Origin of the sequence: Streptomyces sp. LN549, assembly GCF_043203805.1 — a bacterium.
Taxonomy (GTDB): Bacteria; Actinomycetota; Actinomycetes; order Streptomycetales; family Streptomycetaceae; genus Streptomyces.
On the sequence record NZ_JAZHRI010000002.1, the window covers coordinates 7,952,586 to 7,977,140 of the forward strand.

The window sequence follows — 24,555 nt, forward strand, 5'->3', positions numbered from 1 at the left end:
CCCGCTGCCGTGATCTCGTCGCGGTGGGTTGTCAGGACGCCGGCGAACTGGGACAAGGGGACGTGCAGGACACCGCTGAAGTCGGTGTACGTGGCGAGCAGGGACTGGTTTCCGTCACGATCGGTGAAGACGGGGCGCACGTCGATGGGACCGGCGTCGTTTCCAGGGGCGTAGTCCGAACCGTCCACCGTTTCCTGCCCGACCTGCCGCGTCCGGCGTCGTGCGAGCGGGATGGCGCCGACCCCGTCCTCCGTCTTCATGTGGGGAATCTGCCCAGAGGTGCGGAGTCGGCCGTGGACGTACCGGTAGACGTCGTATGCCGTCACGAGGCCGTCTTGGCCAGGGGATCCAGATCTCAGCCCCGCAACCAGATGCCGGGTGAACGGGCTGGCCATACCCGCCTCCCCGGCATCTGAGGAGACGTCCCCATGGCTGGAACTGGTCATCACGAAACGGCCGTGTCCAGCAAGTTGAGCTGTGGGATCCGTTCCCTTCACGGCGGCGGCACCGCTGATGCAGCAGTCCAGGACGACGGCGATCGACCGTGCCGCGCAGTCCTCGATCAGATCGTTGATATACCCGAGCTCGACGGAACGCGCCCGCAGATGTGCGACCGTGGTGTCGCGCGCGCACAGGCGCAGCCTGTTCCGAAGGTCGAGAAGGCCGTGCCCGCTGCGATGAGCTCGCACACGATCGCGGCGAGCTCCTGGCCGTCGAGGTCAGTGGCGGTGAGGTCGTCCTCGATCTGTTGGAGCGCCAGAGAGGCGATGCCGACCGAGTGCGCTGGCGGAGCCACGGTAGGCGGCCTGCTGGGAATCCCTCGCTCAGTACCATCCGATGACGTCGAGCCGCAGACCGTAGCCGGTGTCGACTGCTACCGGCTCGCCGTCGGAGGTCACGAGTTCCTCGAAGAGCAGTTTCGGCTCCGCGGAGCTGCCCTTCTCCTTCAGGAACCAGCCGTGGTCGGTGTGGATGATCGTTTTCGTCCCGTCGGCGCTGGTCGCCTCAAGCGTCTTCTTGGGTTGGACGGCCTTGGCCTTCACCACGCTGCCCGCTGCCGTGACGTCCCAGGTCAGTTCATCGTCTGCCGAGAACGACCCCTCAGGGAGGGCCAGCTCCTTCTTGAGGTCTTCAGGCTTCTTCGGGTCGGCGGAGTACACCGTCTCGTCGTTGGCCAGGAAGTACACCCTCGTGCCGTCGGGGCCGAAGCGAGGCTGGGCGTAGCCGGGCTTCCCTCCGGAGTACGTCGGCCTACCGGCGATCCGCGAGGGGTTACGCCCGTAGAGACCATTCCCGCGACCGACATCTGTGTAGTCCCCGATGAAGAGTTCACCCTCACCTGTGGTCCAGACAACGTTCCGCCAGTCGGGAGAGAAGGCTTCCCTCTTCCATACGTTGGGTTTGGCGTCATGTGGCAGGAAGGCGTCCACTGTCTCCTTGCCGGTCTTCACATCGAAGACAGACAGGTTGGTATTCACCAGGGTGACCAGTCCGTCCACGTTTGGCTGGTCGGACTTCGCGCCGGCCGCCGACGGCGTTGTCACGGGTTTTGCCAACCCCTCTTTGTCACCCGGTGAAGGATCGGAGTCCCCACCGCAGGAGACAGTGCTCGCGAGCATGACGGCCACCAGAGGAAGCATGCGAAGAACCCTCCGGCCGGGGAGCCACCCGGTCAATGCGATCCGGCCCGGCTCGAATGTCAGTTCAGAGACTTTCGGCATCCGCAGCATCCCTCTTGTAGTCACAGTCAATCGGAAACCCAGTTGACCACGGTCCGACCACTTCGCAGGGGCGAAAACCAGACCCTTCCGGCTCGATGTGACGTGCTTCCTCGGACCACGCTTTGCGATCGCAGCAGCAGCAGCCGTCGTACCTGACATCTCACGCGGGTGTTCAGTACCTCCCGAGTTGGTGCAGAGAATGTCGAGGTGGAAAGCGCCGTTCATGCCGTGCGAGGCCAGCTGGCGGAAACTCGTCTTGCCGGTCTTGTCGGCGAGCTTCTCCCGTAGTGTCGGCAGGTTCGGATATTCGACTCTGCGGAATAGCGTTTGCGAGCGCACCGCCGGGCAGTCGGACGACGCGGGGGCGGTTCCTGGTTCTGGCATCAATACACTCCTCGCAGCAGCACTTACGTTCGAGTGCTGCATCTGAAAGCAGGGGGATGTGATGTCGACGGTCGACGTGCAGAGGGTCTGGAAGCCGTCCGTAACGGACCTCTGGGCGGGACGACGCCCTCTGTGGTGGACCGTTGGCCCGACGGGGGAATTGGCTGTTCTGCTCGTCCATCGGCAGTGCCTACGCCGAAGCCGCTACGTGAAGGGCTGGGTGGGATGGGGCCCGCAGGTCCCATTCGATGCGGTGCTCGTGATTCGCCAGGCTGACGGGTCGCTTCAACGTCGACCGATCAAGGACGTCCCGGTCAGGCCGAGCCACATCGCTCTTCTCCCGGAGGCCCGGCTTCTCATCGCAAGCGGTCGAGCGGGCAAGGAGGAGTCGGGAGCATGGAGCCCGAACGCCGTGGTGTTCTCTCTGGAAAGCGGTGACCAAGAAGCCACCTTCTGCATCGGCGACGACATCCCTGCTCTGGTGACCGATCGCGAGGGATCGATCTGGACGGCTTACGGAGACGAAGGCATCTATGGAGGGCATCCGGAGTCTGCAGCCGGTCTTGCCGGCTGGAGTGCCGATGGTCGGGCAACCTGGGCTCCGGGAGGTCGCCTGCCTGACGTGCCTTTGGAGGGATGCACCGCTGCCACCGAGGGGGACCAGGTCTGGCTGATCTGGTATTCCGGCAGTCGGCGGGGAGGCACGTTCTTGACGCGGATCACCCCGTCGACCGGTGAGGTGACCAGCTGGCCCAGCCCTGTACGTGACCCGGACGGGTTCGCCGCGCGCGACCATCGAGCGGTCCTGACCAAGCGCGTTCACAACCAGAGGTCAACCGAAGTGGTGCGAGCGGAGTTGGATGGTGATACCTGGAGTGTGACCGAGCGGCGCAAGATTCGAGTGCCCGGACGGGTGGTCATGCGCTGCGGTCAGGGTCGCGACGGTCTTCTATGGCTTCGCGCTGGCGACACGTGGCTTCGCATCGAAGCCTGATAGCGGCCGAGACGCGCAGCTCACGATCGGCGGGCCACCTCGGCTGCGTAGGCGGTTCTGACGGCTCCTGCTGCCCACCGTTCGGCGGCGAAGGCGCTGATCCCGAGGAGTCGTTGAAGGACGGCCGGGGGCATCTGGATGCAGAGGTCGAGCAGAGCGGCGCATCGTGCGGCTTCGGATGGGAGCCCGATGTTGTGAAGTCGTCTCGTGAGTCGTCGGTTGGTCAGCGGCTTTCCGGGGCGTTGGGTCGGAAGGAGCCAGGGTGCGTTTTCTTCGTTGGACATCACCATGTGCTCGTGGCTGCGTGCGATTTGGACGAGTTGTAGGACGAGATCGTCCAGGGGCGGCGGGAGTCTGAGCGGAGTCTTCTAGAGCTGCAGGGCGACTCCTTTCTCGTCGTGGATGACGTGTGCGGTGGTCAGTCGGCTGATCTTGGCGGGTGTCTGGCCATAGTGAAAGACCATGAGTCCGGCAACGCGGTCCCTGGTTTCGAAGGAGTCGTCGTTGAGGAGTTGGCGGGCGATCGTCCAGCGGTCGTCGGCGTCGAGCGGCCGGTAGAAGGATCTCTGGGGCCGGTCGGGGATGCTGACGCCGGAGGCGTGCGTGCTGCGGACGGCCCAGGTGACGAATGCGCGGGCAATGTAGGGACCTTGGTGGTTCTCCGAGGGAGCCGGAGGTCGATGAGCGTTTGATGGCAGGTGGCCAAGGTCGCGTCGTGCTTCTTGAGCCAGGTCAGGAAGGTGACGGCTCTGCCTATCTGGCTCTGGGTAACATCGACTGCCGCTGGTGAGATCGGTTTGCCTCGGGCGCGGCGTCGGATGCGGACGACGCGGTCCCAGCGGGCGAAGGCGGTAATCAGCCGGCGGTCTTCCGGATCGTCCAGAGTGGCGATCTTGAACTCGACCCATCGCTCCAGGCGGGCCAGGTACTCATCGCGGACGGGCAGGATGCCGGCCGAGACCAGGAGGGAGCGGAGGTAGTCGACGGACAGGTCCTTCGGGCTGGACATGCGGGCGTCGAAGTCCTCGTGGGTGAGGTCGCAAGTTCCGGCGCCGAGGTCGCTGACCAGTTGCTTGGCCGTGGCTGATTTGCGTAGATAGAGAAGTGTCCGGCGGGAGTTGAAGTCCAAGAGAGCCGCAGCGACCTTGTGTCGAGCTCGGGACGGAATTCGCCGTTCGGAGAGGCCAGCACTTGCCGCAGGTGGCGTTCGCCGGCGCATCGGCGGCAGAGGCCGTGGTGGAAGAGCCTTTCGACGGTACCGCATTGCTGACACGGCTTGCGGGCCTCGGGGGCGACTTCCCAGCAGTTCTCGCAGAACGGTCCTCGAGATGTCCGGGCAGATGTCCGGGCGAGCACGCGGGAGGGGCGTTTGCAGTCGGTGCAGGGCTCCAATTTCGTTAAGCAGGCCCGGCAGCGTGGGGTGCCGGCGGCGCTGTGGAAGCAGAGGCGGATCTTGCCGCAGGTGGTGCACTGCATCCTCGGTGGCTTGCGGCAGGCCGTGCAGAGCGGTCCCATCTCGGTGCGGGCGGAGACGGGGCCGAGCGTCGAGTCCCGATAGGCCGTCAAGGCACCCTTGCGGCCCTGCTTGACGGCCTTCTCCACGCGCTCGTCGATGTGGTCGAAGAAGAGCTGACACTCTTCCCGCGTCATCGGCCGACGGTCCGCGTCGCCTTCGTAGTCCACGAGGTGTTCGCGGCGGTTGCCATCGTGGAGGATCGGCGTCGGGTGCGTACCGAAGCGTTCCAGGCAGATGTCCACCCACCCGAAGAGTACGCATGCCGTCGCGACGGCGGTACTGGACCGTGCTGGATGAGGACCGGCTGGCACCCGTACCAGCGGCGGACGGGTTTTTGCGACACGTGCGCTTCGGTCGTGATCAGGCCGAGTCGACGACGCGTACATACGCCAGGGCGGTCGCGCTCTACCTGACGTGGTGCGGCTGCACCGGCCGGGGCTGGACGACGGCGGCGGGTCGCCTGGGCAGCTTCATGTTCTGGCTGCGGCACTCGCCCGGCTACGGCGCTCCAGTGGTGGCCGGGCCCGGGGCCGGTTCATCGTCCTGTTGCTGTCCAGCCCGGCATCCGCCCGCCGGAGCCGGGCTGCGGCTGGAGCGTGACGCGTGAGCTCATCACCGGACCACCTGGCCCGAGCACGGTCAGCGGACTCCGACCGGCGGCGGACCCGTGTCCCTCAAGGTCCTCGACAAGCTGGCCGCGGACGGCGAGGAGATCACCGTCCCCTCCGTTGCCCGCGCCGCTGGCGTCCACCGCAGCCTGATCCACCGGCACGATGACCTGATCCTCGATCTTTGCGCTGAACTCGCAGAACGGGACGAGGACCTCGCCGCCGCACGCGCCGCGAACCGGGAGCTGATGGCACAGCTGAACCGCTGACTACCTATGTGACGTCCCTCGTCGAACGGTCCGATCGTCCGGCCACTGGGGCTCCAGGCGGTTGACCGGTGGAAGAATCGGATCCGTGACGACCGTATTTGGGGACTTCGAGCTGACCATGGATGAGCTGCGCGTTGTCGCACGCTACGTTGTGGAGAGCGCTGAGGAAGTTCTCCCTGTGTTCCAGGCTGCCAACCCCAGCGATCCTCGACCTCGTGCAGCCATCGACGCCGCACGGGAGTTCGTGAACGGTGCGAGAAGGACCAAGCTCCAGCGCATCACCTCCTTGGATGCTCACCGCGCGGCGAAGGAAGCGGCCACCGAAGCCGAACGGCTCGCCGCGCGTGCCGCCGGGGATGCTGCCTCTGCGGCTTACCTTCATCCGATTGCGAAAGCCACCCAGGTAGGTCACATCCTGCGAGCCGCTGCAAGCGCGGCGCTCGTGGGGGAACTGAACGCGGGCGGTGATTTCGCCGTCGGACTCAAGCTGATCGAGCAGGCTCGACAACGCGCCACACCGGTCCTGATCGATGTCCTCAACCGGTACCCCCTCGCACCAACCGGCAAGAGCCGTGCTGCACAACTCATGACCATCCTGGACACGTCCTTGCGCACGTCCCGCTAAGGGAGACCATCCGCCACCGCCACCGCCACCGCCACCGCCACCGCCACCGCCACCGTCCGCGGCACCTGTCGCGCACCTACTACCACCGGCGCCTGCCGCTGAACTGGGCAACCATCACACTTCCCGACTGCTCAAACTGAGCCACCCCGAGAGAAGGGCAGTGGTGCAGGCACGCCGGGACTGCCCGAAAGATTGTGTATGCCTAGGTGTGACCCGTCTGGTGGCCTCTGCCGGGAAGGATCACTGATGGGCATCAAGGATGAGCGCCCGCGCGACAGCGCGAACATCGTACGCACGGGACGAGTTGGCACGACTGACCGGGCTGGACCGGGACCTGGCTGAGCAGTTGGTGGCCCGGGCCCGCAGCGAGGGCCTGAATCCGGTCGGGGAGAACGGGCTGCTCAAGGGGCTGGTGAAGCTGGTCCTGGAGGGTGCGCCGGAGGCGGGGATGAGTGAGCATCTCGGCTACGAGAAGGGGGATTCAGAGCCGACCGACGACGACGGCGCTCCGTCTTCCTGATCCCTCACCTACGCCCGGACCGAGAAGGGCGAAACCGTCGCACTCGTCGCCCGTGTGGCGACCTCGGACGCCGGCGCTGCTGTCCGTGTCACCGCAGCGATGGCCCAGGCGCTCTCCTGAGGGGGTCCGCCGAACTGCGGTGAGCGTCCGTCGGGAGCAGACTGGTGAAGTATGGGAAGCAGCCTTGTCATGCACGAAGGACGAGGCAGGCTGCGCAGGTACGTCTCCCTGCTGGCCGCTGTAGCCGCGACGGGTTGCCTGCTGGCAGGCTGCGGCGGACCGAAGGCTGCTGCGCGAGCAGCGTCGGGAACCGAGATGCCGCCTGGGGGGCGTTACAGCCGCCACTCCTCGGCCAGGATGCCGAGCAGTTCCACCTGGCGCTTCTCCAGGTGCTCCGGTGTCCAGGTGTCCTGACCCAGTACCTGTGTGGTCAGGGGGAACGTGACGACGCCCCGCTTGAGGTACCGCTCCTTCTTGGCGGTGAAGTCGAGGTTCTGTACCTGGGAGTTCTTGGCACGGCTTAGTAGCACCAGGTTGGCCAGGCGGTGCGTCCACAGTGCGCGTTCGTCCGGGGTGAAGTCCGCACGCCATTGCGACTGGGGGCCGGGGTTCTGGGGGAGTACGTGCTCGACCGTGATGCGCGGAGCGTCGTACGTCGCCACGATGTCGTCCTCGGCCAACAACTCGTCGAGTCGCAGCAGGATGTACCGTCGCGTCCTCAACTCGTGGTAGACCTCGCCGTTGAGCCGGCGCAGTGTCTCGGCCCGCTCGGTCTCGGTCAGCTGGAGCGCCGGGGCTTCGAGGCCTCTGCCCGGGGCCAGTTCCTTCAGTTCCTTGAGCAGTTCGGCGAAGCGGAACACACGAGGAGTGGTGTAGACGCGCCGGACGAACATGCTTGCCGCGAGACGTTCCAGTGACCGGAGGAACGCACCCAGCCACACCGGATCGTCCCCGTGGGACGTGAGCGCCCAAAGTGCGGCCGGCCACCAGTCGTTGTTGTCCAGCAGCAGCAGCCTGCGGAACCACAGGTTGACCTGATCCGACCCGTCTCCAGCTGCGTATGCCTTGTCGCGGATCACCGCGGACGCCTCGGCGTAGGGAACGAGTACCTGGTCCACGAACTCCTTGGCCCGTCCACCCTTGTAGTGGACCAGGACCTGGCTCTGGAACTCCTTGAGCAGTTCCTGTCGTGCCCGTTCACCGGAGAAGATCATGCGGATGTGGAGGAAGAGGTCGGAGAAGTCCTCGCGGCCAAGGCTCTCCTCGGAGTCTTCCCACCGCCTGGCGTAGGTCTCCGAGACCTCCTCGTCGATCTCTCCGATGATCTGCGCCTTGAAGATGTCGGCAGGTGACAGGTCGAGACCCCGGGAGTTCATGACGCTGAAGATCCGATGGGCGCTGTCCAGGTCAGGGGTACTGACCGCGACCAGGAAGGTCTGGACCCCCATCAGCTTGCACAGGGAGAGACGCTGCTCGTCGCTCCAGGCGGCCAGGGTGGTGTGCAGCGCCTGTGCGTTCGCCTGGACGGCCCTCTGCGCGTCCGTCCTGAGGTTGTGGGGGTTCAGTTCCAGGAGCGTGCTGATGGAACCGGCGGTCTGGACGTGCTGTTGGAAGAAGTCGGCGTCCCGGGGGCGCAGAGTGAGCCGGGGTTTGGCCTTCAGGCCCAGGACCGTGTTCCCGGGCTCGGAGATCATCGCCACCAGATTGGTCACCACGTCGGGCTGCTGCGCCAGATCGCGCAGCACTGCCAGCAGGATGGTCAAGGTCGTCAGACGTTGCTGACCGTCGATGACGTCGGCCTCGGCGGAGCCGCTGTCCTTGACGAGAACCAGAGAGCCGAGGAAGTAAGGCTCCCCGTCGCCTCTCAGGAGGGCTTCCTCGAGGTCGGCCAAGAGCTGCTGGGCCTGTTCGGGCTGCCATGCGTAGGGGCGCTGGTAGTCAGGGATCCGGAAGTCGTAGTCACTGCAGAAGACTTTGTGCAGCGGCACTTCGCGCGCTTCGAGTTGAGCCATGATCTGCATGATTCCCCACTGGATGCGGGCTTCGCAGCGAAGCGCAGGAAGACTGCGGAGCAAGACTGTCACTGCGGCGACAGCCGTAGTGGCCTGATCTGAGCGGCCGGTCACAGGTGGGACGGGAGTGGAACATGGCACCTGGATATGTTGAGTGCGTTCCTCGATACATCCTTGTGCCAGGAGGCGCCCCGTGAGTGAGCATCAAGTGACCGCCAACGCTGACATATCGGCGCGGATCGATACCACGGTTCCTCACTCGGCCCGCTTCTGGAACTACTTCGTGGGGGGCAAGGACAACTACGAGGTCGACCGCGAGGTCGGCGATCAGATCAAGACGTTCTTTCCCGGGCTCGTCGATGTGGCAGTGGCCGGACGGCAGTTTCTGCGCAGGTCCGTGAGTCATCTGGTCCAGGAACACGGCATCAGGCAGTTCCTCGACATCGGGACCGGTCTGCCCACCGCTGACAACACCCACCAGGTCGCCCAGGCGATCGCCCCCGACGCGCGCATCGTGTACGTCGACAACGACCCGCTGGTGCTCACTCATGCGCGGGCCCTGCTCACCAGCGCGCCGGAAGGTGTCACCGACTACATAGACGCCGACCTCTACCAGCCGGACGCCATCCTGGCCGAGGCGGCGAAGACCCTCGACTTCGAGCGGCCCGTCGCACTCATGCTGCTCGGCATACTCGGCCATGCCGGTGACTTCGGCCGTGCGCGCGATGTGGTGCGCGCGCTCATGGCCGGGCTGCCGTCCGGGAGTCACCTTGTCGTGTACGACGGCACGCGGACCAGCGAGGGCATGATCGCCGCGGAGAAGGCGTACATCGAGAGCGGTGCTGTGCCGTACTACGTCCGCGAGCCCCAGGAGATCGCGACGCTCTTCGACGGCCTGCGCATGATCGAGCCCGGGTTCGTACGGCTCAGCGCATGGCGCCCCGATGCCGAGAGCGCGACGGTGGCGGCCGATGTGGATGCGTTCGGAGGCGTGGGGGTAAAGGCGTAGGGGCGGGGGTGGCTGGGTGCTCGGGGTGATCGTGCGCAAGTCGTAGTGCGCGGGCAGGGTTCCGACCCGCCTCGTCGCCGAATGTTCCGTCGACCGCCACCGAGTGCACACCGCACGGGTCTTCCGCAGGGCCTGCCGATTCTGGAACACTCCAGTCGCTTTCCCCCACATCCCCTCACCCTGCAGAGGCCCCCACCCATGGCAGAACTCAACCGGCGCCGACTCCTGCAACTCGCCGGAGGCACGGCCGCCTACACCGCGTTGTCGAGCAGCATCGCGCGCGCCGCGTCCCTTCCCGCGCGGGGTCGTACGGGCTCCCTCCAGGACGTCGAGCACATCGTCGTCCTGATGCAGGAGAATCGTTCCTTCGACCACTACTTCGGCACCATGAACGGCGTCCGCGGCTTCGGTGACCCGCGGCCCGTCACGCTGCCCAGCGGAAAGCCGGTCTGGCATCAGAAGGACCTCCTCGGCAAGGAGGTGCTGCCGTTCAGGCCGCCCGCCGACGAGCTCGGGATGCAGTTCCTCCGGGACCTGAACCACGACTGGGCGGGCGGGCACCGGGCGTTCAACAAGGGTGCGTACGACCAGTGGGTGCCGGCCAAGACGGCCACGACGATGGCTCATCTCACGCGCGAGGACATACCGTTCCACTACGCCCTCGCCGACGCGTTCACCGTCTGCGACGCGTACCACTGCTCGTTCATCGGGTCGACCGACCCGAACCGCTACTACCTGTGGAGCGGATACACGGGGAACGACGGGTCCGGCGGCGGTCCCGTGCTCGGCAACGACGAGGCGGGGTACGGATGGACCACCTACCCCGAGCGTCTGGAACAGGCCGGCGTGTCGTGGAAGGTCTATCAGGACGTCGGTGACGGGCTCGACGCCGCCGGGTCCTGGGGGTGGATCGACGATGCCTATCGGGGCACGTACGGTGACAACTCGCTGCTGTACTTCAACAGTTACCGCGATGCCGAGCCCGGCGATCCGCTCTACGACAAGGCTCGTACCGGGACCGATCTCAAGAACGGTGGCGGGCTCCTCGACGACCTGAAGGCCGATGTCCGGGCCGGGACGTTGCCGAAGGTCTCATGGATCGTCTCTCCGGAGGCGTACAGCGAGCATCCCAACTGGCCCGCCAATTACGGTGCCTGGTACATCTCGCAGGTCCTGGACGCGCTGACCGCCGATCCCGAGGTCTGGGGCCGGACCGCCCTCTTCATCACCTACGACGAGAACGACGGCTTCTTCGATCACGTCGTGCCGCCCTTCGTGCCGTCGGGGCCCGCGCAGGGGCTGTCCACCGTCGACACCTCGGCCGACTACTTCCCCGGTGACATCCGGTACGCCGCAGGGCCGTACGGGCTCGGGCAGCGTGTGCCCATGCTCGTCGTGTCCCCGTGGAGCACCGGCGGGTTCGCGTGCTCCGAGGTCTTCGACCACACCTCCGTCATCCGGTTCATGGAGCAGCGCTTCGGGGTGCACGAGCCCAACATCTCGCCCTGGCGGCGCGCCGTCTGCGGTGATCTCACCTCCGCCTTCGACTTCCGTCGTGCGGACGCATCGGACGTCTCGCTGCCGTCGACCGACGCCTACCAGCCCCCGGACCGCCTCCGGCACCCCGACTACGTTCCCGCGCCGCCCGCCACCGGCAGCGTGCCGAAGCAGGAGAAGGGGGCGCGGCCCACCCGGCCGCTGCGTTACGCGCCCTACGTCGACGGCGCCGCCGATGTGTCCACCGGCAAGTACCGCCTCACCTTCGGTGGTGGTCCCGCCGCCGGGGCGCAGTTCCTCGTGACTTCCGCGAACCGAACCGACGGGCCCTGGACCTACACCACCGAGGCCGGAAAGTCGCTCTCGGACAGCTGGAACACCGCCTACTCCAAGGGAGTGACCGACCTCACCGTCCACGGCCCCAACGGATTCCTGCGCACCTTCCGGGCGGACGGGAAGGTGGCGGGGCCCGAGGTGACGGCTCGTCATGATGCCTCCTCCGGCGGGCTTGAACTGACCTTCGTCAACGGCGGTTCCGCGACCGTGCGCCTGACCGTTCGCAGCGCCGTCGGGTACGGGGGAGGGGTGCAGACCTTCGCGGTCCGAGCGGGTGCGACCGTGAAGTACGCGCTTGACCTGCGAGGAAGCAAGAACTGGTACGACGTCACCGTCGTCTCCGACGCGGACGCCACCTTCCTGCGGCGCTTCGCCGGACACGTCGAGACGGGCCGGGCCGGTTCGAGCGACCCGGGTCTCGTCACCGGCTGAGTGGCCCCCGTCCGGCGGGCGGTTCGGGGGTGGGCGGTGCCCGTGGCCGGGCGCTGCGCACTCCTGACCACCCGTCGGGCCGGGCCGTGTGCGTGGGATAGGGTTTCGGACGGGTCATGAGTTCCAGTGCACAGCCCCGGCTTGCTGGACGGCACCCCGCTCCGCTGCGGGTGCTCCGGGTGACGACCTGCCCCGTGCGCAGGGTACGGGGAACAGCGGACCGCGGTGCAGGGCACTCGGGGTCCTCACCCCGGAAGGCGAACCTCACCATGCTGCGTCATCTCACCCAGAACGACTCCGTGCGGAGCGAGGACTGCGTCCGCTATGCCGCGGGCCACCGCGTGCACTGGATCCATGCCAAGAAGTGCCGGCAGGAACCTGGACAGGCCGTCGAGATCCTGCTCACCTCCGGTGACGTCCGCGACGACGGATGGGTCGAACTGCGCCCCGCCTTCGACTATGCGGGTGACCTCCCCGCGGTCTGGACGCATGCGCCCGGCGCGCTGCGGGAGACCCTCGCCGATCACCGTGGGCGGGTGTACTGGCTGGCGCGCTGGCATGCGTTGAAGCTCGTGTACGGCGATGGTGAAGGCGCCGGACCCGGGGGTGGGAGGGGGGTCGGGCTGGTCAACGTCGCGCTCCAGGGCGGGGATCTGTGCGAGGGCGGCTCTGCCCGGTGCGGTACATCGTGATGCTTATCAATTGTGCCGAGATGTCGCCCTGTTGTTCAGTTCCGGGTTTGGAATTGATCGCTGTTGACGGTTCCGACGTCACATAAAATCCTTATAGTGAAGCTGCGTTGATCGCATGATCATGACGCTTGCAGCTGTCGCCACAGGAGTCAGGACTCATGACGCGCCCTTCTTCCACCGAGCCCGCGCCGTCCACCCCTCCTGCACCTCCCGGCTGTCCGGCTCACGCCGGTGCCGTGCCGCTCGGCGGGCCCGGGTTCCAGACCGAACCCCAGGCCGTCTACCGCGCCATGCGGCGCGATCACGGGCCTGTCGTCCCCGTGGAACTTCCGGGCGGGTTCCCCGCCTGGCTGGTCGTCGGGTACCGCGAGCTGCATCAAGTCACCAGCGACGGCGAGCTGTTCCCCCGCGATGTCGGCCTGTGGAATCAGTGGCCGAACATTCCTGACGACTGGCCCCTGCTGCCGATGGTGGGGCGCCCCCTGCCGTCCATCTACTTCAGCGCGGGGGAGGAGCACCGGCGGCATGCCCGCATGGTCGGACCGGCTCTCGAAGGCGCCGATCCGTTTGAGATCCGCAACCACTGCGAGCAGTTGGCCGACCGGCTCATCGACGACGTGTGCAGCCGCGGCACGGCCGATCTCGTCGCCGACTTCTGCGAGCCCCTTCCCGTCCTGGTCCTCGCCCGACTGGTCGGGTTCCCCGATGCCGAAGGCGCCGACATCGCGCAGGTGTTGAAGGATCTTGCCGACGGGGGCCCGGACGCGCAGAGCGCCCATCTGCGGTTCGGGGAACACATGGCCCGGCTGGTGGCCGCGAAGCGGGCCGTGCCGGGGGACGACGTGACCTCCCGCATGCTCGCCTTCCCCGAGGCGTTCACCGACGAGGAGTACATGCTCGACCTGATGGCCATCACGGCCGCCGGGCACCTCACCACAGCCGACTGGATCAGCAACTCCCTGCGGCTGATGCTCACCGAGGACGAGTTCGCCGACTCCATGGCCCGCGGCCGGCGCAGCATCGGCGAGGCCATGAACGAGGTGCTCTGGGAGGACACGCCCACCCAGATCCTCGCCGGACGCTGGGCCGTACGGGACACCCAGCTCGGCGGGCAGCGGATCAAGGCCGGGGACATGCTGCTGCTCGGGCTCGGCGCCGCCAACACGGACCCGCTGATCCGCCAGGGCGTGTCCGGCACCGGAGCGCCCGCGCAGGGCGGCAACGGCGCCCATCTCGCGTTCAGTCATGGCGAGTACCGGTGCCCGTTCCCCGCCCAGGAGATCGCCGAGATCATCGCCCGCACCGGCATCGAGGTCCTGCTCGACCGGCTGCCCGATCTCCAGCTCGCCGTCCCCGTCGACGAACTCGTGCGACGGCCCTCCGCGTTCCTGCGTGGATCCACCTCGCTCCCTGTTCGGTTCACCCCCGTTCGTACGACAGGAGACTTCTCGTGAACTGCCCCCACGCCGCCGCCCAGGCAGCAGCCCAGAACGGCGGGACCGTCGTCATCGACCCGATGGTCCAGGACCTGGACGGCGAGACGGCGCGGCTGCGCGACGCCGGACCGCTGGCCCGGATCGAGCTGCTCGGTGTCCCGGCCTGGGCCCTCACCCGGCACGCCGACGCGCGCCAGCTCCTGCTCGATCCGCGGCTGGTGAAGGACCTCGACGCCTGGGGCCTGTGGCAGAGCGGCGAGGTGACGCACGCGTGGCCGCTCATCGGGATGATCGACGCCGGCCGGTCCATGTTCACCGTCGACGGCGACGAGCACCGCCGGCTGCGGACCAAGACCTCCCAGGCGCTCACGCCCCGCCGGCTGGAGGCGATACGCCCCGACATCGAGAAGTTCACCGAGGAACTGCTGGACGCGCTCGCCGAGGGCGGCAGGGACGGGGCCGTCGTCGACCTCAAGTCCGTGTTCGCGCAGCCGCTCCCCATGCGGGTCGTCGGCATGCTGATGGGGGTCGACCCCGCCGCGAACGCCATGCTGACCCGCCAGTACAAGGCCTTCTTCTCGATGCTCACCCCGCAGGACGAACGCCTGGCCCTCCTCGCCGACCTGGACGTCTTCTACGCCGGGCTCGTACGGGAGAAGACCGCGCAGCCGACCGACGACCTGACCTCCGCGCTCATCCTCGCCGACGAGGGCGGCGAGCCGCTGACCGAGGAAGAGGTGGTCGGCAACCTCAAGGCGATGGTCGCGGCCGGTCACGAGACCACGATCGGGCTCATTCTCAATGCCGTACGCGCCCTGCTGGCCCACCCCGAGCAGTTGCGGATGGTCCTCGACGGAGAGGTCTCCTGGGAGACCGTGATCGAGGAGACCCTGCGATGGGACACCCCGACCACCCATCTGCTGATGCGGTTCGCCACCGAGGACATCCAGGTCGGTGACGGTGTCATCGCCAAGGGCGAGGGCGTGGTCATCTCCTACCGGGTGATCGGCCGCGACCCGGAGCAGCACGGCCCCGACGCCGAGTCTTTCGACATCACCCGCCCCACCCCGATCCGGCACATGACCTTCGGGCACGGTCCGCACATCTGCCCCGGTGCGGCGCTCTCCCGCGTCGAGGCGGGGATCGCCCTGCCGGCGCTCTTCGGGCGCTTCCCGGAGCTGCGGCTCGCGGTGCCGGATTCGGAGATCCGCAAGCTTCCCGTGATGACGCAGAACGACATGGAGGCCTTTCCCGTTCTGCTCGGTGCCTGAAGCCGTCTGACCGACGTTCTCCGTACGGCGTGCTGGTGAGAACCGTGTCACCAGCCGCAAACGGCGGTGATTCAGTCCTCCGACCTGTCTCTGACGCCGTTCTATGGGCATGATCGGATGCCGGTCCGGCCGCACCCTGCCGCTTTCCGGTCTTTCTCATCAATCTGTCGATGCATCGACAGTCAAGGAACTGCCGCAGTCGGCGGCCTTGGTGGTGGGGTCCGGGGTGCTGTGTCGCGTGAGCGCCCAGAGCGCAAACGCGAGGCAGCTGATTGCGGCACCCAGGGTGCATACGGCACCCCAGCCGGCCACCGAATAGAGGGAGGTCGCGGCGATGGCGCCGGTGGCGCTGCCGATCGAGTAGAAGACCATGTATCCGCCGATCAGCCGGCTGCCCGCGTCGGGGTGCAGCGCATAGATCAGGGTCTGGTTGGTGACGTGGACCGCCTGCACGGCGAGATCGAGGAGGATCACGCCGACGACCAGGGCCCAGAGCGAGCTGCGGGTGAATGCCAGGGGCATCCACGAGGCAGCGAGCAGCGCCAATGCGATGCCGGTGGTCCGCTGGGAGAGTCCGCGGTCGTTCAAGCGGCCAGCCATGGTCGCGGCCAGGGCGCCTGCGGCTCCGACCAGCCCCAATGCCCCGATCTCGGTGTGGGAAAGGGAGAACGGGGGCTCGCTGAGCGGTAGCGCGATGCTGCTCCACAGGGTGCTGAAGGCTGCGAAGATCAGCAGGCCGAGCACGGCTCGGAGCCGCAGAAGCCGTTCCCGTGCGAACAGGGTGATCGTGGAGCGCAGGAGCTGTCCGTATCGCAGGGACGCCGGTGGGACAACGTCGCGGCGAGGCAGCACTCGGTGCAGGACCAGGGCGAGCAGAGCGGTGAGCGACGCTGAAGCGAGGTAGACGGACCGCCAGCCCGCGAGATCGGCCATGAGACCGGATGCGGTGCGGGCGAGCAGAATCCCGACGACCACGCCGCTGGTCACCAGGCCGACGACGCGTCCGCGCCGGGCAGGAGGGGCCAGTGACGCCGCGAAGGCCACCAGCGTCTGCGTGACCACCGCGAGAAGCCCCATCCCGGCCATGCCCGCGAGGAGGATCGCCGCGGTGTGGGCGGTGGCGACCGCCAGCAGCGCCACCACCAGGAGGAGCAACTGGGCCACGACGAGCCGTCTGCGGTCGGCCATGTCGCCCAGCGGTACGAGGAAGAAGAGTCCGAGTCCGTATCCGACATGCGTGAGGGTGACGATCCCGCCGACAAGTGCCGGGCTCATGGCGAGGTCGTGGCCCACGGTCACCAGGAGCGGCTGGGCGAAGTAGACGTTGGCCACCGCGGTTCCACAGGCGACGGCGAACAGTATGACGACGCCCCGGGACAGGACGAACCCGGAACCTCCGCCGCTCCGGGCCGCGGCCTCCGATGTCGCAGCCTCACGGTTGCCGAGCATTCAGCACCCCTCCTCAAGCATGGTTTCAACTTGCTACCGATCGGGACCGTAGCTTTGTTGGTAGCATCTTGCAACTAGCTTGAGAGTGGAGGACGGCATGGTGACAAGAACGCGCTTCGACGACAGCGACTGTCCCGTCGCGCGGTCAGTGGACGCGATCGGCGACTGGTGGTCTCTTCTGATCGTGCGGGACGCCTTCGACGGGAGCCGTCGCTTCGGGGAGTTCCAGCGCGGCCTCGGCGTGGCGAAGAACATCCTCACCGCGCGCCTGCGCGCCCTGGTCGCCGGCGGTGTCCTCGAGTCCGTCCCCGCTTCGGACGGCAGCGCCTACCGCGAGTACGTACTGACCCCGAAGGGCAAAGCCCTCTTCCCCGTCATCGTGGCGCTGCGGCAGTGGGGTGAACAGAATTTCTTCGCCCCCGGCGAACCGCGCTCCCGGATGGTCGACAGCCGGCAGGGACATCCCCTTCGCGCACTGGAAGTCCGGTCGGCGGACGGGCGACTGCTGGACCCCGACGACACCACCGTCCACAAGGTCTCCACCCAGTGATCCGAGTCGGGGAGACGGTGCCGACTCACCGCCTGTCGATGGTCCGCGGCCGGGTGGGGGAACCGGCAGCCCGTTGCTCCGCCTCCTCCGTCGACGCGGTGCGGGTGCGGATCGCCGTGGCGTAGCCGTTCCGTGGTGCGGAACGCGAGGCTGCGCGGGGACGAGGCCCGCTCCTGCCGTTGAGCCGTTCCCGGGGCGGCGAGCGGGCGGCCGGCGGCATCCAGGGTTCGGCGGCGAGTCCGCCCGCGAGCGAGCTGCAAGGCTGTGCGGCCCCCGCTCATGACAGTGCGCTCGCTTCTTGGCGCGGGCGTGCGCGATCCGTTGACGCAGGAGCCGTTCGACTCTACGGTCCCGTTCGAAGTTACGAGCGTCATTCGAAATATCGAACGCTCTGCAAAGTCATGCCGAGTCACTGGATTTCCTCAAATGGTGGCATGCCCATGGCAACCACATGCTTCTCCGTGGCAACTGCTGTACGAGCCCACGCTCCTCCCGTACCCGAACGCAGGAGGTCCCCTCATGAGCCGCACCACCCGCAGAAGGATCCTCGCGGTCCTCCCCGCCGCGCTTCTCCTGGCCCTCGTGCCGGGCAGCGCCTCCGCCTACCCCAACCCCGGTACCGTCACCGGCGACATCGTCGTCCACGACCCCTCGATGGTCCGGACCTCGTCGGGCCAGTACCTCCTCTACTCGACCGGCGACAACCTCCAGCTGCGCACCTCCACCGACCGGACCGCCTTCGGCCGCTCCGGATCGGCGTTCAGCACCCCGCCGAGCTGGTGGACCACCTACTCCTCGGCGTCCGATCCCTGGGCGCCGGACATCTCGTACCACGGCGGCAAGTACCTGATGTACTACGCGGTCTCGTCCTTCGGGTCGAACACCTCGGCCATCGGGCTGGCCGCCTCCACCACCGGGCAGCCGGGCAGCTGGACCGACTACGGCAAGGTGTACACCTCGGGTTCGTCGAGCGACTACAACGCCATCGACCCCAACCTCTTCGTGGACGACGACGGGAAGTGGTGGCTGTCCCTCGGCTCCTGGTGGACCGGGATCAAGATGATCCGGATCGACCCGTCGACCGGCAAGCAGTACGCGGGGGACACCGCTCGCCGCTCACTGGCTTCCCGCCCCACCGGGACGAAGGCTATCGAGGCGCCGTCCGTGTTGAAGCGGAACGGCTACTACTATCTGTTCGCCTCGTACGACACCTGCTGCGCGGGCACCAGCTCCACGTACAAGATCAAGGTCGGCCGCGCCACGAGCGTGACGGGGCCGTACTACGACCGCAATGGCGTGGACATGCTGAGCAACGGCGGTACGACGGTGCTGGAGTCGCACGGCCGCTACATCGGCCCCGGCGGGCAGTCGGTGCTGGCCGACTCCGACGGCGATCTGCTCGTCTACCACTACTACGACGGCCAGGACAACGGGACTCCCAAGCTCGGCGTCAACCTCCTGAACTGGAGCAGCGGATGGCCCGTCGCCTACTGACCCTGCTGAGCGCCCTCCTTCTCGCGCTGGTCCTGGGACAGCCGGGACCCGCATCGGCCGCCGAGGGGCGCCCGTACACCAACCCGGTCAAGGCGCAGAAGGGCGCCGACCCCTGGATCTCGTACCATGACGGCAACTACTACCTGGTGACGACGAGTTGGACCGATGTCATCACCATGCGAAGGTCGCCCACGCTGGCAGGGCTCGCGGCCGCCCCGAGCGTGCAGGTCTGGCAGGGTGACGCGGCGTCCCGCTGCTGCAACATCTGGGCGCCCGAGCTGCACTACTCGGACGGTCGCTGGTACCTGTACTACGTCGCGGGGCAGAACATCGCCGACTACAACCCGACCCAGCGGGTCCACGTCCTTCAGAGCGCCGGTTCGGACCCGATGGGGCCGTACACGTACAAGAGCCGGCTGGGCGGCGACTGGATGCTCGATCCGAGCGTGCTCACCGTGAACGGCAAGCTGTATCTCCTCGGCAGCGCGAGCGGCGGCGGAACCCAGAACCTGGTGATCGCGCCGATGACGAGCCCGTACACACTCGGCGGGTCCTTCTCAACGATCTCCACGCCCGTGTACGACTGGGAGAAGTCCGGCGCCGCGGTCAACGAGGGGCCCGAGGTGCTGCAAAGGGGTGGGAAGACGTATCTCGTCTACTCCGCGAGCGGCTGCTGGACCCCCGACTACAAGCTCGGGCTGCTCACGCTCACCGGTTCCGATCCGCTGTCTGCGTCCTCGTGGACGAAGAAGGGGGATCCCGTTTTCCAGCGCAAGGACTCGGCGGCGGTCTACGGGCCGGGACACAACGGGTTCTTCACCTCCCCCGACGGATCGGAGAGCTGGATCGTCTACCACGCCAACGACGCTTCCTCGGACGGCTGCGACAACGGGCGTACGACCAGGGCGCAGAAGTTCACCTGGAACTCCGACGGGACCCCGAATCTCGGCACACCCGTCGCGCTCGGCACCACGGCGGCCGGACCCGCCGGGGAGACGGCGGCCACCCCCACCGCCTACACCGTCGTCAACCGGGCCACCGGCAAGTGCATGGACGTGGCCGCCGGTTCGGACGGTGACGGGGCCGACGTCCTCCAGGGCACGTGCAACGGCGGCAGCCGGCAGCGATGGCGCATCGAGGACCGGGGCGACGACACCAGCCGGCTCGTCAACGCGGCCACCGGGAAGGTCCTGGACACCGCGGACTGCTCCTCGGCCGACGGAGCCGATCTGCGGCTGTGGTCATGGCTGGACAACACCTGCCAGCGCTTCAGATTCCTCACCACGGAGGCGGGCGGCTGGGTGCGCATCGTCAACCAGGCGTCGGGGAAGGTCGCCGATGTGGCCGACTGCTCGACGGCGGACGGGGCGGACGTGCGCCAGTGGTCGTGGCTGAACAACCACTGCCAGCAATGGCAGTTGAAACCGGCCTGAGCGGGAGCGGGTGGCAACCATGCGGCCACCGGCGGCAACCAGTACCTGAACGCCACATCTCCTCAACGGGAACGGTTCAGGTCATGACAGCGGATCGCCGAACGGCACAGCACGTCCCCCACAAGCCGGCAGGCAGCAGCCACCGCAGCCGCAGAACACGACTGGCCATGGCGACAGCGGTCGCCACCGCCCTGGCGGCCGGATTCGCCGCCTCCTCGGCGAGCGGTCTGCCCGGAGCGCAGGATGCTCCGGGCAGCACCGCCGCCGCGGCCGCCTCCCCGGTCCGGGCGGACCAGGCGGCCGACGGCTACGCCTCGGTCGACGCCCTGGGACAGGACGGAACGTACGGAGGGCGCGACGGCGAGACCGTGACCGTGCGCACCCTCGCCGACCTGGAGAAGTACGCGACGGCGACGCAGCCCTACGTCATCGTCGTCGCGGCGGGCATCACCATGGATCCCAAGGGCAAGGAGATCAAGGTCGCCTCGGACAAGACGATCATCGGCTCCGGCACCTCCGGGCACATCGTCGGCGGCGGCTTCTTCCTCGGCCAGGGAGTGCACAACGTCATCATCCGCAACCTGACGATCCGGGACTCCTACGCCGGGATCTGGAACGACAAGGACCACGACTGGGACGCCATCCAGATGGACGGCGCCCACCATGTGTGGATCGACCACAACGACCTGCGGAACATGGCCGACGGGCTGATCGACAGCCGCAAGGACACCACGTACCTCACCGTGTCCTGGAACCGGCTCCAGCACGACAACAAGGCGTTCGGCATCGGCTGGACCGAGAACACCACCGCCGACATCACGATCCATCACAACTGGTTCCACGAGACCGAACAGCGCAACCCCTCGACCGACAACGTGGCCCACGCCCACCTGTACAACAACTACCTCCAGGACGATCCCGGCACGGACATCACGGCCAGTTACGGCAACTACGCCCGCGGGCACACCAACATGGTCCTGGAGAACAGCTACTTCGAGGGCCTGAAGAACCCCGTCACGCGGGACAGCACCGCCACCCTGGTCCAGCGCGGCAGCGTCTTCGCAGGGACGAGCGGACGCAACGAGAGCGGCGGCGGGACGTCCTTCGACCCGCGCGCCTCCTACGCCTACACACTCGACAACGCCGCCGACGTGCCCGCACTGGTGAAGGCGGGCGCAGGCCCGCGCCCCACGACCGCGACGGCATCCACCACCACCGCGGCCGCTGCGACCACGCTCACCGTCGCGAAGGACGGCAGCGGTCAGTACGGCACCGTGCAGGCCGCCGTGAACGCGGTTCCCGCCGGAAACACGGCCCGGGTCGTCATAGCCATCGCGCCGGGCACCTACCGCGAGCTGGTGAAGATCCCCTCGACCAAGCAGAACGTCACCCTCCAGGGCACCGGACCCAGCCGCAAGAGCACCGTCATCGTCTACAACAACGCCTCGGGTACGCAGAAGCCCGACGGGTCGGGGACGTACGGAACGGGCGGCAGCGCGACCGTCGCCGCCGAGGCGGACGGCTTCCAGGCCCGCAACCTCACCATCGCCAACGACTTCGACGAGGCGGCCCACCAGGACATGAGCGGGCTGCAGGCCGTCGCGCTGCGCACCGCGGCCGACAAGGTGTTCCTCGACTCGATCATCACCGAGGGCGATCAGGACACCCTGCTGCTCGACACCGCCGCCAAGGACAGGCTCGGCCGTGTCTACATGAGGAACTCCTATGTCGTCGGCAACGTCGACTTCATCTTCGGCCGGGCGAGCGCGGTCATCGACGCCTCGGTCATCACCCTGAAGAAGCGATGGGACGGCAGCTCAGCGGGATACATCACCGCCCCGAGCACGTCTGCCGACCGCAAGGGCTTCCTCATCAACGACTCCACGGTGAGCGGCGACGTCTCCGCGGCGAGCTTCTACCTCGGGCGTCCCTGGCATGCCGGTGGTGACGCCGCGCTCGACCCGATGACCACGGTCCGCGACACCACGCTGAGCGCTGCGATCCGGCCGGCGCCGTGGACCGACATGAGCGGATTCTCCTGGAAGGACGACCGGTTCGCGGAGTACCGCAACGACGGGCCGGGCGCCGGGGCGGCGAGCGGCGACCGGCCGCAGCTCAGCGACGAAGGGGCGGCCGGGCAGGAGATCGCCGACTGGCTGGGGAGCTGGACCCCGTCGGCCTCCTGAGCCGCGGCAACCTCCGGTCCCCCTGATGTTCCGCGCCGCGGGCCGGGCATATCGTGGCGGTAGCCGAAACGGCTGCCGCCACGGCAGGTCCCGGACGGCGGGCCGGCGGGACAGTGAGTCGAAGCGCTTCGACAGCGCTATGGACACCCTGTGCGGGCAGGTCTAGGCTCACTTCATCCGGGCATGTCACAGGCAGACTCGACGAAGTCGAAGCGCTTCGCCACAGCTGACCAGAGCTGCCGGTGCAGGCCGGTTTCCGTGCCGGTGTCCGACGACGTCCCATGATGGAGAGCTGAATGGTCACCCTTGCCGAGGTCGCGCAGCACGCCGGAGTCTCCGCGAGCACGGTGAGCTATGTCCTCAGCGGGAAGCGGTCCATCTCGGTGTCCACCCGGGAGCGGGTTGAGCTGAGCATCCAGCAGCTCGGCTACCACCCCAACGCCGGCGCGCGGGCGCTCGCCAGCAGCAGGTCGAACATCATCGCGCTCATGGTGCCGCTGCGTACCGACATGTACGTCCCCGTGATGATGGAGATCGCCATCGCGGTCGCCACCACGGCCCGCACCCACGGCTACGACGTCCTGCTCCTCACCGGGGAGGAGGGCCCCGCCGCGGTGCGGCGCATCGCCGGGAGCTCGCTCGCCGACGCGATGATCCTCATGGACGTCGAACTCCACGACGAACGGCTGCCGCTGCTGCGTGACACCGACCGGGCCGCCGTGCTCATCGGGCTGCCCGCCGACACCGACGGGCTGACCTGTGTGGACCTCGACTTCGAGGCGACCGGGGCGCTCTGCGTGGACCACCTCGCCGGCCTCGGCCACCGTGAGGTCGCCGTGATCGGCGAGGCGGCCGCGGTGTACGAGCGGCACACCGGCTTCGCCGAGCGCACGGTGGACGGCATACGCGCCAAGGCGCAGGAGACCGGCGTACGTGTGCTGCACCGCCCCTGTGAGGGCGGCTATCCCGCGATGGCCCAGACCCTGTCGCGGATCTTCGACGAGCGCCCCGGTACCACCGGGTTCATCGTGCAGAACGAGTCGGCGGTGGAGCCGCTGCTCAATCTCCTGCGGCAGCAGGGCCGCGCGGTGCCGGAGGACGTGTCCGTGGTCGCGATCTGTCCCGAGCAGGTGGCCTCCCAGGCCTCGGTTCGGCTCACCTCCGTCGCCATCCCCGCGCAGGAGATGGGACGCCGCTCGGTCGAGCAGGTCGTGGCCAAGCTCTCCGGCCGCGGAACGGACGAAGTCGAGCTGCTGGCACCCGAGTTGACGGTACGCGAGAGTACCGGGCCGGCCCCGAGGTAGCGCCCGACGCAGACGCGCGCACGAGCCGGCCCCCGCATGGGGGCCGGCTCCTTGTGCGTACGGCTCAGCTGGAGGAGACACTGAATCCGTTCGTCGTGAAGTCCAGTCCGCCCGACGACGAGGTGATCTCGTAGCCGAACTGGACGTCACCGATGGTCTCGTTGCCCCACCAGCCCTTGGTGTCCTTGATCCACTTCAGGATCGGCAGGATGTTCACCGTGCCCGAGGCGGAGTCGGAGGTGCGCAGGAACGAGAAGACCTGGTTGGCCCCGTTGTCGCCCTTGTAGACGGTCCAGGTGTGGCCGCCGAGCGTCACGTTTCCCTGCGAGGTGCCGAGCGGGCCCACGGCGCCGTTGTAGTTCACCCAGAGCATGACCTCGTAGTCGTAGTCGCTGTCCCAGATGTCGTACGAGGTGTTGTAGGCACCGGACGACGGGACGGTGACGTTGTAGTTGCTGGTGAGCGACGACAGTGAGGTGATGGACTTGCCGACGACCTTCTTGGCGTTGGGGTACGACTTGATGCCGCCCGTGTTCGGGTGGTCGGCCCAGACGCCCCAGTTGCTGGATGAGTTGGCCCAGATGGACTGCGCACCTGCGCCGGAACCCCAGATGTTGTTGTAGAGGGTGTAGCCGTCGGAGGTGGTGTAGTTGCCCCACTGGTCCGAGGAGGACCAGATCGCGGCCTGGGCGGGAGCGGCGGCGAAGCCGATGAGGGCTGCCACTGCCGTCGCCTGGGCCAGTACGAACCTGCTGAGGGTGCGGGTACGTCGTGCCATGGTTGTCCTTCCATGGTGGGGGGATGGGGTGGGGGGAGC

The 24,555-nt window shown here is 67.5% G+C and carries 20 protein-coding genes and 1 riboswitch; of the genes, 14 read left to right on the forward strand and 6 right to left on the reverse strand.

What is annotated here, in order from left to right:
- Positions 1–562: 562 nt before the first annotated feature.
- A complete protein-coding gene (locus tag SH922_RS35395) occupies positions 563–796 on the reverse strand; it encodes a hypothetical protein (RefSeq protein WP_393062630.1) in 234 nt (77 codons plus the stop codon).
- A gap of 28 nt (positions 797–824) precedes the next feature.
- Entirely contained in the window at positions 825–1,640 is an 816-nt protein-coding gene (locus SH922_RS35400; RefSeq protein ID WP_393062631.1) for a hypothetical protein, read from the reverse strand.
- Positions 1,641–2,166: 526 nt separating this feature from the next.
- Between SH922_RS35400 and SH922_RS35405 the strand changes: the two genes are divergently transcribed.
- On the forward strand, positions 2,167–3,099 hold the full coding sequence (locus SH922_RS35405) for a hypothetical protein (RefSeq protein WP_393062632.1): 933 nt from the start codon (positions 2,167–2,169) through the stop codon (positions 3,097–3,099).
- Between the two features lie 418 nt (positions 3,100–3,517).
- On the opposite strand, the gene SH922_RS35410 is transcribed toward SH922_RS35405, so the two are convergent.
- Positions 3,518–4,228, reverse strand: coding sequence for a hypothetical protein (locus SH922_RS35410; protein WP_393062633.1), 711 nt, complete (start codon positions 4,226–4,228; stop codon positions 3,518–3,520).
- Positions 4,229–5,282: 1,054 nt separating this feature from the next.
- On the opposite strand from SH922_RS35410, the gene SH922_RS35415 reads away from it, so the two are divergent.
- The 3 genes from SH922_RS35415 (at position 5,283) to SH922_RS35425 (ending at position 6,637) form a co-directional block, all read left to right on the forward strand.
- Positions 5,283–5,492, forward strand: coding sequence for a hypothetical protein (locus tag SH922_RS35415; protein ID WP_393062634.1), 210 nt, complete (start codon positions 5,283–5,285; stop codon positions 5,490–5,492).
- An 85-nt stretch (positions 5,493–5,577) separates the two neighbouring features.
- Entirely contained in the window at positions 5,578–6,117 is a 540-nt protein-coding gene (locus tag SH922_RS35420) for a putative immunity protein (protein WP_362511482.1), read from the forward strand.
- A gap of 304 nt (positions 6,118–6,421) precedes the next feature.
- Positions 6,422–6,637 (forward strand): hypothetical protein, encoded by a 216-nt coding sequence (locus SH922_RS35425; RefSeq protein ID WP_393062635.1) that lies wholly within the window; start codon positions 6,422–6,424, stop codon positions 6,635–6,637.
- Positions 6,638–6,969: 332 nt separating this feature from the next.
- Here the strand turns inward: SH922_RS35425 and SH922_RS35430 are convergent, their stop codons facing one another.
- On the reverse strand, positions 6,970–8,649 hold the full coding sequence (locus tag SH922_RS35430) for a DUF262 domain-containing protein (protein WP_393062636.1): 1,680 nt from the start codon (positions 8,647–8,649) through the stop codon (positions 6,970–6,972).
- Between the two features lie 193 nt (positions 8,650–8,842).
- Between SH922_RS35430 and SH922_RS35435 the strand changes: the two genes are divergently transcribed.
- The 5 genes from SH922_RS35435 to SH922_RS35455 all read left to right on the forward strand — a co-directional run bounded on the left by SH922_RS35435 (position 8,843) and on the right by SH922_RS35455 (position 15,322).
- Positions 8,843–9,658 (forward strand): SAM-dependent methyltransferase, encoded by an 816-nt coding sequence (locus tag SH922_RS35435; protein ID WP_393062637.1) that lies wholly within the window; start codon positions 8,843–8,845, stop codon positions 9,656–9,658.
- 198 nt (positions 9,659–9,856) lie between these two features.
- Positions 9,857–11,923: a phosphocholine-specific phospholipase C gene (locus tag SH922_RS35440; protein ID WP_393062638.1), complete on the forward strand. Its 2,067-nt coding sequence runs from the start codon at positions 9,857–9,859 to the stop codon at positions 11,921–11,923.
- A 112-nt stretch (positions 11,924–12,035) separates the two neighbouring features.
- Positions 12,036–12,145, forward strand: a riboswitch (SAM riboswitch).
- A gap of 47 nt (positions 12,146–12,192) precedes the next feature.
- The gene (locus SH922_RS35445; RefSeq protein ID WP_393062639.1) at positions 12,193–12,615 is read left to right on the forward strand and encodes a hypothetical protein; all 423 of its coding nucleotides are present in this window, start codon (positions 12,193–12,195) and stop codon (positions 12,613–12,615) included.
- A gap of 158 nt (positions 12,616–12,773) precedes the next feature.
- The gene (locus tag SH922_RS35450) at positions 12,774–14,069 is read left to right on the forward strand and encodes a cytochrome P450 (protein WP_393062640.1); all 1,296 of its coding nucleotides are present in this window, start codon (positions 12,774–12,776) and stop codon (positions 14,067–14,069) included.
- A complete protein-coding gene (locus SH922_RS35455) occupies positions 14,066–15,322 on the forward strand; it encodes a cytochrome P450 (protein WP_393062641.1) in 1,257 nt (418 codons plus the stop codon). Before SH922_RS35450 ends, SH922_RS35455 begins: the two co-directional genes overlap by 4 nt.
- 159 nt (positions 15,323–15,481) lie before the next feature.
- On the opposite strand, the gene SH922_RS35460 is transcribed toward SH922_RS35455, so the two are convergent.
- On the reverse strand, positions 15,482–16,771 hold the full coding sequence (locus SH922_RS35460; protein ID WP_393062642.1) for an MFS transporter: 1,290 nt from the start codon (positions 16,769–16,771) through the stop codon (positions 15,482–15,484).
- Between the two features lie 97 nt (positions 16,772–16,868).
- On the opposite strand from SH922_RS35460, the gene SH922_RS35465 reads away from it, so the two are divergent.
- The 5 genes from SH922_RS35465 (at position 16,869) to SH922_RS35485 (ending at position 23,738) form a co-directional block, all read left to right on the forward strand.
- Positions 16,869–17,321, forward strand: a complete 453-nt coding sequence (locus tag SH922_RS35465) for a winged helix-turn-helix transcriptional regulator (RefSeq protein ID WP_393062643.1) — start codon at positions 16,869–16,871, stop codon at positions 17,319–17,321.
- Positions 17,322–17,840: 519 nt separating this feature from the next.
- Entirely contained in the window at positions 17,841–18,815 is a 975-nt protein-coding gene (locus tag SH922_RS35470; protein ID WP_393062644.1) for an arabinan endo-1,5-alpha-L-arabinosidase, read from the forward strand.
- Entirely contained in the window at positions 18,797–20,248 is a 1,452-nt protein-coding gene (locus tag SH922_RS35475) for a family 43 glycosylhydrolase (RefSeq protein WP_393062645.1), read from the forward strand. Before SH922_RS35470 ends, SH922_RS35475 begins: the two co-directional genes overlap by 19 nt.
- Before the next feature lie 83 nt (positions 20,249–20,331).
- Complete coding sequence (locus SH922_RS35480; protein ID WP_393062646.1) at positions 20,332–22,434, forward strand: pectinesterase family protein; 2,103 nt, start codon at positions 20,332–20,334, stop codon at positions 22,432–22,434.
- Positions 22,435–22,730: 296 nt separating this feature from the next.
- A complete protein-coding gene (locus SH922_RS35485) occupies positions 22,731–23,738 on the forward strand; it encodes a LacI family DNA-binding transcriptional regulator (protein ID WP_393062647.1) in 1,008 nt (335 codons plus the stop codon).
- Positions 23,739–23,802: 64 nt separating this feature from the next.
- Here SH922_RS35485 and SH922_RS35490 read toward each other — a convergent pair whose 3' ends face one another.
- Entirely contained in the window at positions 23,803–24,516 is a 714-nt protein-coding gene (locus tag SH922_RS35490; protein WP_393062648.1) for a hypothetical protein, read from the reverse strand.
- Positions 24,517–24,555 lie beyond the last annotated feature (39 nt).

Excerpts from the sequence above, each read along its gene's own strand:
- SH922_RS35400 (WP_393062631.1), bottom strand. The coding sequence starts at position 1,640 with ATGCTTCCTCTGGTGGCCGTCATGCTCGCGAGCACTGTCTCCTGCGGT.
- SH922_RS35405 (WP_393062632.1), top strand. The coding sequence starts at position 2,167 with ATGTCGACGGTCGACGTGCAGAGGGTCTGGAAGCCGTCCGTAACGGAC.
- SH922_RS35430 (WP_393062636.1), bottom strand. The coding sequence starts at position 8,649 with ATGGCTCAACTCGAAGCGCGCGAAGTGCCGCTGCACAAAGTCTTCTGC.
- SH922_RS35440 (WP_393062638.1), top strand. The coding sequence starts at position 9,857 with ATGGCAGAACTCAACCGGCGCCGACTCCTGCAACTCGCCGGAGGCACG.
- SH922_RS35445 (WP_393062639.1), top strand. The coding sequence starts at position 12,193 with ATGCTGCGTCATCTCACCCAGAACGACTCCGTGCGGAGCGAGGACTGC.
- SH922_RS35450 (WP_393062640.1), top strand. The coding sequence starts at position 12,774 with ATGACGCGCCCTTCTTCCACCGAGCCCGCGCCGTCCACCCCTCCTGCA.
- SH922_RS35460 (WP_393062642.1), bottom strand. The coding sequence starts at position 16,771 with ATGCTCGGCAACCGTGAGGCTGCGACATCGGAGGCCGCGGCCCGGAGC.
- SH922_RS35465 (WP_393062643.1), top strand. The coding sequence starts at position 16,869 with ATGGTGACAAGAACGCGCTTCGACGACAGCGACTGTCCCGTCGCGCGG.
- SH922_RS35470 (WP_393062644.1), top strand. The coding sequence starts at position 17,841 with ATGAGCCGCACCACCCGCAGAAGGATCCTCGCGGTCCTCCCCGCCGCG.
- SH922_RS35475 (WP_393062645.1), top strand. The coding sequence starts at position 18,797 with ATGGCCCGTCGCCTACTGACCCTGCTGAGCGCCCTCCTTCTCGCGCTG.
- SH922_RS35480 (WP_393062646.1), top strand. The coding sequence starts at position 20,332 with ATGACAGCGGATCGCCGAACGGCACAGCACGTCCCCCACAAGCCGGCA.
- SH922_RS35485 (WP_393062647.1), top strand. The coding sequence starts at position 22,731 with ATGGTCACCCTTGCCGAGGTCGCGCAGCACGCCGGAGTCTCCGCGAGC.
- SH922_RS35490 (WP_393062648.1), bottom strand. The coding sequence starts at position 24,516 with ATGGCACGACGTACCCGCACCCTCAGCAGGTTCGTACTGGCCCAGGCG.